Consider the following 12,586-nt stretch of genomic DNA (forward strand, 5'->3'; position numbering starts at 1 on the left):
CGGCGTTTCTTTAAGCGAAAGTGATATTCTGGTCGCGCAACGGCACCGAGCGGATGCGCTTGCCGGTCGCGGCGAAATAGGCGTTGAGCACCGCCGGCGCCGCAACGCCGATGGTGGGTTCGCCGACGCCGCCCCAGAATCCGCCGCTCGGAACCATCACCGCTTCCACCTTCGGCATCTCGTTGATGCGCATCGAGTTGTAGGTGTCGAAGTTGGTTTGTTCGATCTTGCCATCCTTCACGGTGCAGCCACCATAGAACAGCGCGGAGAGGCCATAGACGAAGGAGCCCGCGATCTGCCGTTCCACTTGCGCCGGATTGACGACGTAGCCGGGATCGGTGGAGGCGACGATGCGATGCACCTTGATCTTGCTGCCGTCGGTCACAGAGATCTCGGCGGCTCCGGCGACATAACTGCCATAGCCCATCACCTGCGCGATGCCGCGATAGACGCCTCGCGGCGCCGGCGTGGTCCAGCCGATCTTCTCGGCCACGGCATTGAGCACCGCCAGATTCTTGGGGTGATTGCTCATCAGCTTGCGGCGGAATTCGAGCGGGTCCTGGCCTGCGGCATGGGCAAGCTCGTCCATGAAGCATTCCATGTAAATGGCGTTGTGATTGACGTTCACGCCACGCCAGAAGCCGGGCGGAACGTGCGGGTTGCGCATCGAGTGCTCGATCAGCAGGTTCGGTACCGAGTAGCCGAACGCGGCCTCGCCGGATTGGGCGACGCCCTGGAATGCCGCCGGATCCATGCCGTTCTGCAGCGCTTCAGGGCGGAGCGAGAACAGGATCGACTGCCCGGACAGGCGATAGTGCAACGCGACCAGATTATTGTTGGCATCGAACGCGCCGGTCATCTTGCACTGGGTGATCGGGTGATACCGACCGTGCGCCATGTCCTCCTCGCGCGACCACAACAGCTTGATCGGTGTGCCCGGCATCTGCTTGGCGATCATGACGGCCTGACGGACATAGTCGGTCTGGCCGCGCCGGCCGAAGCCGCCGCCAGGCATCACCTTGTGCACGTCGCACTTGTCCGCAGGCAGGCCGGAAGCCTCCAGCACCGCGGCGAAGGCCGCCTCGCCATTCTGGGTACCGCACCAGACCTCGCATTTGTCCGCCGTATAGAGCGCGGTCGCATTCATCGGCTCCATCGTGGCGTGGTTCTGGTAGGGATAGTTGTAGACGGCCTCGATCTTCTTGGCCGCGCCGGCAATCGCCGCCTTCACGTCGCCGTTCTTGTTGCCGACATAGGCCGGCTGCCCGTCGTCGAGCCCTTCGGCCAGCCATTTCGCAATCGTCTCGCTCGAGACTTTGGCGTTGTCGCCCTCGTCCCAGACGATCGGCAGCGCTTCCAGCGCGGTCTTGGCGTGCCACCAGGTGTCGGCAATGACCGCGACTGCAGTATCGCCGACCTTGACGACCTTCTTGACGCCTTTCATGCCTGCAATTTTGGCCTCGTCGAAACTCTTCACCTTGCCACCGAACACCGGGCAGTCCTTGATCGCGGCGTTCAGCATGCCCGGCAGCTTGACGTCGATGCCGTAGGTCATCGTGCCGGTGGTCTTGTCGGCGGTGTCGAGCCGCAACAGGCCTTTGCCTGCGATGGTCCAGTCCTTCGGATCCTTGAGCTTCACCTCGGTCGGCGGTGTCAGCTTCGCGGCGGCCTCGGCGACCTTGCCGTAAGTCGTGGTCTTGCCCGATGCCTTGTGGGTAATGACGCCCTTGGCGACGGTGCATTCGGAGGCCGGCACTTTCCATTCATCGGCGGCGGCCTGGATCAGCATCATGCGCGCGGTAGCGCCGCCCTTGCGGACGTAATCCTGCGAGCCGCGGATGCCGCGGCTGCCACCGGTCGAGAAATCGCCCCAGACGCGTTTGCGGGCGACGCTCTGGCCGGGTGTCGGATATTCGGTCGTGACCTTGGTCCAGTCGCACTCCAGCTCCTCGGCGACGAGCTGGGCGAGGCCGGTCAGCGAGCCCTGGCCCATCTCGGAGCGGGCGATGCGGATCACCACGGTGTCGTCGGGCCTGACCACAACCCAGGCGTTGACTTCGGGCGAGCCATCGGCGGCGCGCACCACGGCCGGCCCGCCGAAGGGGAGATCGAGGCCGATGGCAAGGCCCGCGCCGACAGCGGCGGTGCCGATGACGAAGGCGCGGCGGTTCATCTTGGGGGAAACGTGCTTGTTCATGTGCGGGCTCCTTTAGGCGCTTGCGATCGTGTGGATCGCTTCGCGCACCTGCTGGAAGGTGCCGCAGCGGCAGATATTGGTGATGGCCTCGTCGATGTCGGCATCGGTCGGCTTCGGCTTTTCGGTGAGCAGCGCCGCCACGGCCATGATCATTCCGCTCTGGCAATAGCCGCATTGCGGGACGTCCTTGGCGATCCAGGCCTGTTGCACCTTGTGCAGTGTGCTTCCTGAGGCCAGCCCCTCGATCGTCGTGATTTTTTTGCCCTCGGCTTCGGCGACCGAGATTCCGCAGGAGCGGGTGGCGACACCGTCCATGTGAACGGTACAGGCGCCGCATTGTGCAATGCCGCAGCCATATTTGGTGCCGGTCAGCCCGGCATTCTCGCGAATCGCCCAGAGCAGCGGCGTATCCGGCTCGACGTCGAGCGTGAAGGTTTTTCCATTGATTGTTAGATTTGCCATCGCAAGTCCCCTGATTGGCCCATCCACCGATGGACTCAGGCGCGCAATGTGTCGGGCAAACTGGAACCTTTCAAATCAAGAGTCTGAGGGGCAGCTATCGAAGATTCTCGCATCTCGGGGAAGATTATGGATGGCGCGGTGTTGGGCGGGCCCCGAGAATGTCTGGCCGGGCTCGCACCGCGTCATCTCCCTGAACGCCAGTGGCGCGGCCTGCGGCGACGCCGTGTCCGATGGTCCGCGACGGATTGTCCCTTTTGCCGGGGTGCAAGACCATGATGCTTTGCTACACTGAGTCAAAGCATTCAAGATTTCCTTGGGAGTTCCATGAAGGTACCGAGCCCCTGCAACGTGCTGATGCTCTATCCGTTGTTCACGGCGGAATCGTTCTGGAGTTTTGGCGAGTCTTGCAAGCTGATGGGTGTGCGGCGCCCTGCCGCGCCGCTGGGCCTGATCACCGTTGCGGCTATGTTGCCGGAGAGCTGGACGGTCAAGTTGATCGACTGCAACACGGAGCCTTTCGGGGCTGAAGATCTGGCCTGGGCCGACGTGGTCTTCACCGGCGGCATGCTGCCGCAGCAGGCCGATACGTTGCTTCTGATCGACAAGTGCCGCGCAGCAGGCAAGCCGGTCGTAGTCGGCGGTCCCGATCCGACCTCGAGCCCGCACATCTACGCCAGCGCGGATTTTCAGGTGCTCGGCGAGGCGGAAGGCGTCATCGAGGAGTTCATCGCGGCCTGGGACAGTGGCGCGCGCTCGGGCATCTTCACCGCGCCGAAATTCCAGGCCGACGTCACCAAAACGCCGGTGCCGCGCTTCGACCTGCTCAAGTTCGAGGACTATCTCTATCTCGGTGTCCAATACTCGCGCGGCTGTCCGTTCACTTGCGAGTTCTGCGACATCATCGAGCTCTACGGCCGTGTGCCGCGCACCAAGACGACCGAGCAAATGTTCGTCGAGCTCGAGCGGCTCTATCAGATGGGTTATCGCGGCCACCTCGACTTCGTCGACGACAACTTTATCGGCAACAAGAAGTCGTTGCGCCAGTTCCTGCCTCAGCTCGCCGAATGGCAGCGCGCGCACGGCTATCCTTTCGAATTGTCCACGGAAGCCTCGGTCAATCTGGCTGACGATCCTGAATTGCTGGACCTGATGGGGGCGGCGAATTTCTTCGCAATCTTCGTCGGCATCGAAAGTCCTGATCCCGCAACGCTGGTGGCGATGCGGAAGAAGCAGAACACAAGGCGCAACATCGCCGAGAGCATCCACAAGATCTACGGCGCCGGCATGCTCGTCACTGCCGGCTTCATCGTCGGCTTCGATAACGAGAAGGTCTCGATGGCGGATGCGATGGTGGACTTCATCGAGGAAGCCGCCATTCCGGTCGCCATGGTCGGTCTGCTCTACGCGCTGCCGAACACGCAGCTCACGCGGCGCCTTGCAAAGGAAGGCCGCCTGCATGCCGACCACGACTTGGCGTCGACGACCGGCGGCGACCAGTGCACCGGCGGCATCAATTTTGATCCGGTTCGGCCGCTGCGCGACATCCTCATCGACTACAAGACGGTGCTCGAGCGGGTCTATAGCCCCGCCGCCTATGCCCGTCGTGTCGACAGGTTGATGACGCTGCTCGACCGGTCGCGACAGCGCCACGAACTCGCCGAAGGTGATATCCGTTCGCGGGTCGCGGCGATGGAGACTGTGCATCGCGTGGTGTCTGCCACTCCGGACGGGCGCCCGCTCTGGCAGACCTTCATGAACTGCGCCAAGCGCGACACGTCATCGGCACGCATCGCCGTGCAGATGATCGCGGCCTATGCCCATCTTGGGCCGTTCTCGCGCAAGGTCATCGACGCCATCGACGCGCGCCTCGCGGCGCTGGGCGACGAGACGGTGATGCCCGCGGCTATCGACGCGACGGCGGCACACCACCTGGCTTGAGGGCCTACTTCACCGCCAGTCGCAAAAAGCTCATCACGCTGCCGAGCGCGGCAAAGCCCGTTCCCAACGCCAGTGCGACGGTCGCGCCGTTGTGACCGGCCATGGCGAAACACGCCGCGGCAAGCGCCGCACCGGTTGTCTGTCCAATCAGGCGTGCGGTGGCGACGATGCCGGAAGCGCTGCCGCCGCGGTGTGGCGGGGCGCTTCCCATGATCGCCTTCATGTTCGGCGCCTGGAAAAAGCCGAAGCCCATGCCGCAGATCATGATCCGCCAGACGATATCGGGGATGCTCGGGTTCGCCGGGAGTAGCGCGAGCAGAGCCATGCCGAGGCCGAGCAGGATGAGGCCGATGCCGCCCAGCAGGCCGACCGGATGGCGATCGGAAAGGCGCCCGGCAATCGGCGCCATGATGCCGACCACCAGTGGCCACGGCGTCATGAAGAAGCCGGTCTCGACCTGCGAGCGCCCGAGCACGTCCTCGAAGTAGAACGGTAGCGAGACGAAGGCGAGGCCCTGAACGGCGAAGGAACAGACCGCGGTCGCTGCCGACAGCGCGAACATCGGCCGGCTGAACAAGTCGATCGGCAGCATCGGCGCGGGGTGGTCGGCGTGACGCCGTGTCAGGGTGATGCCGAGCACGAGCGCCGTGACCAGTTCGACGGCCACGATGACAGGCGACAGATTATGCGCGGCACTGCCGATGCCGGTGATGAACAGGCCGAGGCAGATGGCCGCGAGAAGCGCGCCGAGAAAATCGAAGCCGTGATCGGCGCGCGGCGTCTTCGGCAGCATTGCAAGGCCGATGCCGATCGCCACGAGGCCGAACGGGATGTTGACGGCGAACAGCCACGGCCAGGGGCCGACCGCGAGGATGGCGGAGGCGATCGAGGGCCCGAACGTAAAGGCGGTGGCCACCACCAGTGCGTTGTGGCCGAAGCCACGGCCCTGCATCCGGCCGGGATAGACGAAGCGCACCAGCGCAGTGTTGACGCTCATGATGCCGCTGGCGCCCAGGCCTTGCAGCGTGCGTGCGACCAGCAGACTGTCGAGCGACCAGGCGACCGCGCAGAACAATGAGGCGATCGTGAACAGCACGAGTCCGCCGAGATAGATGCGCTGGTGCCCGACGATCTCGCCCAGCGCGCCGAGCGGCAGCAGCGTCGCCACCAGCGCGATCTGGTAGACGTTGACCACCCAGACCGATTGCTCCGGGCTGACATGCAGATCGGCGGCGATGGCGGGCAGTGCGATGTTGGCGATCGCGGTGTCGAGCGAGGCCATCGCCAGTGCGGTGAAGATCGCGGCAATCGCCCAGCGGCGCTGCTCCGCCGGCAGGCCGTCGGCTTTGGCATGATCGGGCTCGCGCGCAGCGGCAGGTAACGTGATTGTCATTGCCTTGCGCTGTGCTCCGGCGATCTGGCGTCGATGATCTCCGGCATGTACTACGCTTGAGGCTGCTTCCACAGGCATATGCTTGCATGCATTGTATGCGCGACGATCAGGCGCCGATGCGATGGTGACGGCGTATGTTCACGCCAGCTGCCGCTCTCACAGGGGATCATTATGCACATCGTCGTTCTGCCGGGAGACGGCATCGGACCGGAGATCACCGCCGCGACATCAGGGGTGCTGCGTGCGGCGTCCGAGCGCTTTCAGCTCAATCTGCGGCTGGAGGAGCATGCGGTCGGGCACGCGAGCCTGAAGCTATCGGGCACCACGGTGCGCCCCGAACTGCTCGACATCGTCCGCGCCGCCGACGGCCTGATCCTCGGGCCGACCGCGACCTTCGACTTCAAGGACGAGGCGCATGGCGAGATCAATCCGTCCAGGCATTTCCGCAAGAACCTCGACCTCTACGCCAACATCAGGCCGGCGCGCACTTATGCCGGGCGGTCCGGTCGGTGTGGGGATTTCGACCTCGTCGTCGTGCGCGAGAACACCGAAGGCTTTTACGCCGATCGCAACATGGAGCAGGGCAATGGCGAACTGCTGGTCACGCCGGATGTCGTCATCTCGTTGCGCCGGATCACGCGGCTCTGCTGCGAGCGCATCGCGCACGCCGCCTGCCGTCTGGCGATGAAGCGGCGCAAGCATCTCACCATCGTGCACAAGGCCAACGTGCTGAAGATCGGCGACGGCATGTTTCTCGACATCTGCCGCGAGGCGGCGAAGGCTTATCCCGGCCTTGTGGTCGACGACATCCTGGTCGACGCCATGATGGCGCATGTGGTGCGCAACCCCGATCGCTTCGACGTGATCGTCTCGACCAACATGTTCGGCGATATCCTGTCCGATCTCACCGCGGAGCTCTCGGGCAGCCTCGGCCTCGGCGGCTCGCTCAATGTCGGTGACAGCTACGCCATGGCGCAGGCCGCGCACGGCTCGGCGCCCGACATTGCAGGCCAGGACGTCGCTAACCCGGTGTCGCTGATCCTCTCGACCGCGCTGCTGCTCGGCTGGCATGGCGAGAGAAGCGGCGCAGTCCGTTACGAGGAAGCCGCGCGTGCGATCGAGGCGGCGGTGGCGACGGCGCTTCGTGAGGGCAGGGCGACGCGCGATGTCGGCGGCAGGCTCGGCACGATCGCCGCGGGCGCAGCGATCGCGGAGATATTGCAGGCGGAGTGAGCTTTCGCCCCGCGCTTTTCTTTCAACCTCGAACCAAAAGCGCGAAAACAACCCCATGCACCGTAGAAGGCGCCTTGAAAGACAAGGTTTTTTCCAGCCGGCTCCGTGGCGACCTCTGGCGCGTCGGATAAGTTGACACGTCGGGCAAAACACCGGCACGATGACATCATGGCAGCGGTGCGCAAGCCGGCCGCGACCAGCTTCCGAACTTCATCCTTCTCGATGCACTTTGTCTTGCCTGAGCGCGCAGACGCCGCTTGGGAGCTCTAGAACTGATACCGCCGCAAGCCGCCATCCACGGGGATCACCGTCCCCGTGATGTACCGCGCCACCGGGGAGGCCAGGAACACCGCGAGTGCGGCGAGGTCTTCGGGCTCGCCCCAATAGCCGACCGGAATTTCCTCCTCGGCAAAGCGCTCGCGATAGTCAGGCGCGTAGTTGCGGCGGATCTGCTCGCTCATGATGCGGCCGGGCGGAATGCAGTTGATGGTGATGCCGTGCTCGCCGATCTCGCGCGAGAGGCCCTTGGCCCAGGCATGTACGGCGGCCTTGGCGGCGAACGCGGCGTTGAGGCCTTCCGGCTCGGACTTGCCGGTGATGTTGATGATGCGGCCCCATTTGCGCTCGATCATCTGCGGCAGCAGCGCATGTGCGATTCGGCGGTAGCTGGTGAAGTTGAGCGCGATCGCCTCGTCCCATTTGCTGTCGGGCGCATCGACCGGCAGGGGGCGGCTGCCGCCGGCATTGTTGATGAGGATGTCGACATGACCGAGTTCCTTCAACGCGAAGGCCGAGATCTTCTCAGCGGCGTCCTTGGCCATCACGTCCTGCTCGAACGGGGTGATCAGGCCGCCGCCGACTTCCTTCACCAGTTCGGCGAGCAGGTCGGTACGGCGCGCCACGCCGACGATGCGCACGCCTTCGGCCGCCAGGCCCTTGGCGATGGCGCGGCCGATGCCGATGCTCGCGCCGGTGACGATTGCGGTTTTCGATTTGAGGCCAAGGTCCATGGTCACACGCTCTCTTGATCGGTTCTTGCTTTTTGCTTTCGTTTCCAGCCGGTCCCGCAGGCTTTGCGAATTGCCTGAGCGGGACGAGCAGTGGTAACCAAGAGCGAACGTGAAAGAAACATCAAAAAGAAAAGGCTCGACCAATGGTCTGGGATCCGCAGCAATATCTGAAATTCTCCGGCCATCGGCTCCGGCCCGCGGTCGATCTGTTGATGCGCGTTCCCGACGTCGGCCCGCGCACGGTCGCTGACCTCGGCGCCGGCGCCGGCAACGTCACCAGGCTGATCAAGGAGCGCTGGCCGTCCGCCGCGGTCACAGGCGTCGAGGGCTCGGCCGAGATGGTGGCCGCAGGCCGCAAGGCCGCGCCTGACGTGGAATGGTCACATGAGGACCTCGGCCATTGGCGTCCCGCGAAACAATATGACGTGGTCTATTCCAATGCCGCACTGCACTGGTTGCCGAATCACGCGGCACTCTTCCCCTCGGTGATGGAGAAGGTGGCGCCCGGCGGCATGCTTGCAGTGCAGATGCCGCGCAACTTCCTGGCGCAATCGCATGTGCTGATTGGCGAGACCGCCCTGAACGGGCCCTGGCGATCCAAGGTCGAGCACCTCGTCACCCCGCCGCCGGTGGAAGGGCCGGCCTTCTATCACGATGTGCTCGCGCCCCTGTCGCAAAACATCGACATCTGGGAGACCGAATATCTCCAGGTCCTCGACGGCGAAAATCCCGTGAAGGAATGGACCAAGGGCACCTGGCTGACGCGGTACCTCGACGTATTGCAGGGCGACGAGAAGGCCGCATTCGAAGCCGCCTACGGGGAGCGGGTCGCAAAGGCCTACCCGAAGAATGGCGCGGGGCAGACGCTGTTCCCCTTCCGTCGGCTGTTCATGGTTGCCCAGCGCAAGGGTTAATTGCCCTTCGGCAATGCGACATAAGCGCTCGCTCCCGGTGGGCGGGGGCGGGGGACGGGTTGCACATGCGACCGCGAGCAAGCTAGCTTGCCTGCGGCATAGCCTCGCTGCGGCAAATTGGGCTTAGGTCTAGTTGTTCGGGGTGAGGATTGCTGCCACTACTGAAACCGTAAAACAAAAAAGAACCCGGTTTCCGAGGTTGTTGGGGAGGTCCTTCATGCGCAAATTTCTCTTTGCGGTCGCCGCTGCCGCGTTCGCTTTCGCTCCTGCGGTTGCCGAGGCGCAGAGCCCGATCATCATCAAGTTCAGCCATGTCGTGGCCAACGATACGCCGAAGGGCAAGGGCGCCCTGAAGTTCAAGGAACTTGCCGAGAAGTACACCGACGGCAAGGTCAAGATCGAAGTCTATCCGAACTCCTCTCTCTATAAGGACAAGGAGGAGATCGAGGCGCTCCAGCTCGGCTCGGTGCAGATGCTCGCGCCCTCGACCGCGAAATTCGCGCCGCTCGGCATCAAGGAATTCGAGGCGCTCGATCTGCCCTGGCTGTTCAAGGATGAAGCGACCTATTCGAAGGCGATGAAGGGCACGGTCGGCAAGTGGCTGTTCCAGAAGCTGGAGACCAAGGGAATCACCGGTCTCGCTTATTGGGACAACGGCTTCCACATGGTGTCGTCGAACCGTCCGCTGATGAAGCCGGAGGATTTCAAGGGCCTGAAGTTCCGCATCTCCGGATCGAAGATCGCAGACCAGTATTTCCGCCTGATGGGTTCGATCCCGCAGATCATGGCGTTCTCGGAAGTCTACCAGGCGCTGCAGACCGGCGTGGTCGACGGCTGCGAGAACACCGCGTCGAACTATCTGACGCAGAAGTTCTACGAGGTGCAGAAGGACATCACCGTGTCCTATCACGCGCATCTGCAATATGCGGTCATCGTCAATTCGAAATTCTGGTCCGGCCTGCCGCCTGACATCCGCACCCAGCTCGAGAAGGCGATGGCGGATGCAACCGACTACACCAACCAGATCGCGCACCAGGAAAACGAGGACGCGCTGGCCGAGATCAAGAAGACCGGCAAGACCACGCTGCATTATCTGACGGACGCCGACCGCAAGGCATGGCAGGAAGCAATGCAGCCGACTTATAAATGGGCCAAGGGCCGTGTCGGGCAGGAAGTGCTCGATCTCGTTTCCAAGGAACTCGACGTCAAGATGAACTGACGCGTTTTTCCGGAGAATAATACCAACGGTCGGGAGTGAGTGCACTCCCGGCCGTTTCGTATCGATTGGGGGGATTCTGATTTGCTGCGCGTGCTCAACCAGGTGCTCAATCATCTCGAAGAATGGTTGATCGCGACGCTCATTGCGGCTGCAACCGGACTGATCTTCATCGCCGTCGTGCACCGTTACGGTGCGGGCGAATCGATCAATCTGGCGCGATGGGCCACCGCGCACGGGATGACCTGGCTGGCATCGGCCTCGATGGCCGTGTTCACCTTCATGTCCGAGCTCGACCTCTCCTGGGCGCAGGAACTCTGCATCTACATGTTCATCTGGATGGCGAAGTTCGGCGCGGCCTATGGCGTGCGCACCGGCATCCATGTCGGCGTCGACCTGCTCGTCAACCGGCTGCCCGAGCATTCCCGCAAGCATGTCATCATGTTCGCGATGCTGTGCGGCGCGCTGTTCACCGGCATGATCGCCGCCTTCGGCGCCTCCTTTGTCACCGAGATGTTCAAGACCGGCCAGCAATCCAACGATCTGGAAGCGCCGATGTGGTTCGTCTATCTGGCGATCCCGCTCGGCTCCGGCCTGATGTGCTTCCGCTTCCTCCAGGTCTCCTGGTCCTATTACTGGACCGGCGAGCTGCCGCATCATGACGAGACCCATGTCGACGGCGTCGAGGCCGACGGCTCGCCGGCGCTTCATCCGCAGCCCGCCGGCGCCGCCACCAGGGCCGCCTCGCGCAAGGTCTCGCCGCTCGGCGTGATCCTGATCATGGCGCCGATCCTGATCTTCGCGCTCTGCCTCGCCGAGAAGACCGGCTTCATCGTGCTGCCGCACTGGATGCGTGCGGCCACGGTCTTCGCACTGCTAATCGCGCTGATGCTCACGGGCATTCCCGTTTCGATTGCGCTCGGCCTCACCGTGATGACGTTCCTGTTCACGCTGACCGCCGTGCCGATCGAAGCCGTCTCGATGAAGCTCTTCACGGGCATCGAGGGCTTCGAGATCATGGCGATCCCGTTCTTCATCCTCGCCGGCAATTTCCTCACCCACGGCGGCGTCGCGCGACGCATGATCAACTTCGCGACCTCGCTGATCGGGCACTGGCACGGCGGCCTTGGCCTTGCCGGCATCGTCGCCTGCGCGATGTTCGCCCTGGTGTGCGGATCGAGCGTCGCGACGGTCGCGGCGATCGGCGCCATCGTGCTGCCCGAGATGGTCCGCCACGGCTATCCCATGCGCTTCGGCGCCGGCATCATCACGGTTGCCGGCTCGCTCGGCATCTTGATGCTGCCGTCGATCCCGAAGATCGTCTATGCGGTCTCCACCAATACCTCGATCGGCGCGCTGTTCGTCGCCGGCCTGCTGCCCGGCATTCTCCTGACCACGATGCTCTGTATCGTCACCTGGTGGCTGGCGCGCAGTCGCGACTATCCGCGGCTGCCGAAGGCGACCTGGGGCGAGACCGTCCACGCCTTCCGCGAGAGCGTCTGGGGATTGATGCTGGTCGTCATCATCATCGGCGGCATCTATAGCGGGCTGTTCACCGCCACCGAGGCGGCCGCGATGGCTGCGGTCTACTCCTTCATCATCGCGGTGTTCGTCTACAAGGCGATCGGCATGAAGGACGTGCCGCGGGTGCTGCTGCGCGCGGCCAACACCAGCGCGATGTTGCTCTACATCGTCACCAACGCCGTGCTGTTTTCCTTCGTGCTTGCCAATGAGAACCTGCCGACGATCCTTGCGGACTGGATCGCGGCGCAGAACCTCGGCTGGGTCGGCTTCCTGCTGGTCGTCAACGTGCTGCTGCTGCTCGCCGGCAACTTCATGGAGCCGAACTCGATCATCCTGATCATGGCACCGATCCTGGCGCCGGCGGCGAAGAAACTCGGCATCGACCTCGTCCATTTCGGTATCGTCATGGACGTCAACATGGAGGTCGGCCTCTGCCATCCGCCTGTCGGCTTGAACCTCTACGTCGCATCGATGATCGCGCGAATGCGCATCACCGATCTCGCCGGCGCCGTGATGCCGTGGCTGCTCACCATGCTCGGCTTCCTCATCATCGTGACCTATTGGCCCGATCTGACGCTGTGGCTGCCGCGGGTGCTGGGGATGCACTAGAACCGGCTCCATGAGTTCAGCGACCGGCGCGGCCGGTCGCTGGCTGTTGGAACCGATGCGTGAATGGGATTAGATGGCTCCAACCAGAGC

General features: G+C 63.6%; 9 protein-coding genes and 1 pseudogene. 6 read left to right on the plus strand and 4 right to left on the minus strand.

The features are described 5' to 3' along the window. Nucleotides 1–10 precede the first annotated feature (10 nt). Nucleotides 11–2,197 carry a xanthine dehydrogenase family protein molybdopterin-binding subunit gene (locus JQ631_RS02320; RefSeq protein ID WP_212323639.1) on the minus strand — a complete coding sequence of 729 codons (2,187 nt, stop codon included), beginning with the start codon at nt 2,195–2,197 and terminating at the stop codon, nt 11–13. A gap of 12 nt (nt 2,198–2,209) precedes the next feature. Beyond that, complete coding sequence (locus JQ631_RS02325; protein WP_212323641.1) at nt 2,210–2,659, minus strand: (2Fe-2S)-binding protein; 450 nt, start codon at nt 2,657–2,659, stop codon at nt 2,210–2,212. A gap of 324 nt (nt 2,660–2,983) precedes the next feature. Between JQ631_RS02325 and JQ631_RS02330 the strand changes: the two genes are divergently transcribed. Further along, nucleotides 2,984–4,597, plus strand: coding sequence for a B12-binding domain-containing radical SAM protein (locus JQ631_RS02330; RefSeq protein ID WP_212323643.1), 1,614 nt, complete (start codon nt 2,984–2,986; stop codon nt 4,595–4,597). Between the two features lie 4 nt (nt 4,598–4,601). On the opposite strand, the gene JQ631_RS02335 is transcribed toward JQ631_RS02330, so the two are convergent. Further along, nucleotides 4,602–5,990 (minus strand): MFS transporter, encoded by a 1,389-nt coding sequence (locus JQ631_RS02335; protein ID WP_212323644.1) that lies wholly within the window; start codon nt 5,988–5,990, stop codon nt 4,602–4,604. 171 nt (nt 5,991–6,161) lie between these two features. On the opposite strand from JQ631_RS02335, the gene JQ631_RS02340 reads away from it, so the two are divergent. Continuing rightward, the gene (locus JQ631_RS02340) at nt 6,162–7,223 is read left to right on the plus strand and encodes an isocitrate/isopropylmalate dehydrogenase family protein (RefSeq protein ID WP_212323645.1); all 1,062 of its coding nucleotides are present in this window, start codon (nt 6,162–6,164) and stop codon (nt 7,221–7,223) included. 266 nt (nt 7,224–7,489) lie between these two features. Here the strand turns inward: JQ631_RS02340 and JQ631_RS02345 are convergent, their stop codons facing one another. Further along, on the minus strand, nt 7,490–8,233 hold the full coding sequence (locus JQ631_RS02345; protein ID WP_212328459.1) for an SDR family NAD(P)-dependent oxidoreductase: 744 nt from the start codon (nt 8,231–8,233) through the stop codon (nt 7,490–7,492). 143 nt (nt 8,234–8,376) lie between these two features. Between JQ631_RS02345 and JQ631_RS02350 the strand changes: the two genes are divergently transcribed. The 4 genes and pseudogenes from JQ631_RS02350 to JQ631_RS32560 all read left to right on the plus strand — a co-directional run bounded on the left by JQ631_RS02350 (nt 8,377) and on the right by JQ631_RS32560 (nt 12,496). Then, the gene (locus tag JQ631_RS02350; RefSeq protein ID WP_212323646.1) at nt 8,377–9,147 is read left to right on the plus strand and encodes a methyltransferase domain-containing protein; all 771 of its coding nucleotides are present in this window, start codon (nt 8,377–8,379) and stop codon (nt 9,145–9,147) included. Nucleotides 9,148–9,364: 217 nt separating this feature from the next. Then, nucleotides 9,365–10,366 (plus strand): DctP family TRAP transporter solute-binding subunit, encoded by a 1,002-nt coding sequence (locus JQ631_RS02355; RefSeq protein WP_212323647.1) that lies wholly within the window; start codon nt 9,365–9,367, stop codon nt 10,364–10,366. A gap of 279 nt (nt 10,367–10,645) precedes the next feature. Beyond that, nucleotides 10,646–10,975 (plus strand): annotated as a pseudogene (locus JQ631_RS32555) (TRAP transporter small permease); the annotation flags it as partial. A 237-nt stretch (nt 10,976–11,212) separates the two neighbouring features. Continuing rightward, a complete protein-coding gene (locus JQ631_RS32560; protein WP_349644996.1) occupies nt 11,213–12,496 on the plus strand; it encodes a TRAP transporter large permease in 1,284 nt (427 codons plus the stop codon). Nucleotides 12,497–12,586 lie beyond the last annotated feature (90 nt).

This window comes from Bradyrhizobium manausense, assembly GCF_018131105.1.
Classification (GTDB): domain Bacteria; phylum Pseudomonadota; class Alphaproteobacteria; order Rhizobiales; family Xanthobacteraceae; genus Bradyrhizobium; species Bradyrhizobium manausense_B.

Bases quoted from the DNA above. Each gene is read 5' to 3' on its own strand.
- JQ631_RS02320 (WP_212323639.1), bottom strand. From the start codon at position 2,197: ATGAACAAGCACGTTTCCCCCAAGATGAACCGCCGCGCCTTCGTCATC.
- JQ631_RS02325 (WP_212323641.1), bottom strand. From the start codon at position 2,659: ATGGCAAATCTAACAATCAATGGAAAAACCTTCACGCTCGACGTCGAG.
- JQ631_RS02330 (WP_212323643.1), top strand. From the start codon at position 2,984: ATGAAGGTACCGAGCCCCTGCAACGTGCTGATGCTCTATCCGTTGTTC.
- JQ631_RS02335 (WP_212323644.1), bottom strand. From the start codon at position 5,990: ATGACAATCACGTTACCTGCCGCTGCGCGCGAGCCCGATCATGCCAAA.
- JQ631_RS02340 (WP_212323645.1), top strand. From the start codon at position 6,162: ATGCACATCGTCGTTCTGCCGGGAGACGGCATCGGACCGGAGATCACC.
- JQ631_RS02345 (WP_212328459.1), bottom strand. From the start codon at position 8,233: ATGGACCTTGGCCTCAAATCGAAAACCGCAATCGTCACCGGCGCGAGC.
- JQ631_RS02350 (WP_212323646.1), top strand. From the start codon at position 8,377: ATGGTCTGGGATCCGCAGCAATATCTGAAATTCTCCGGCCATCGGCTC.
- JQ631_RS02355 (WP_212323647.1), top strand. From the start codon at position 9,365: ATGCGCAAATTTCTCTTTGCGGTCGCCGCTGCCGCGTTCGCTTTCGCT.
- JQ631_RS32560 (WP_349644996.1), top strand. From the start codon at position 11,213: ATGCGTGCGGCCACGGTCTTCGCACTGCTAATCGCGCTGATGCTCACG.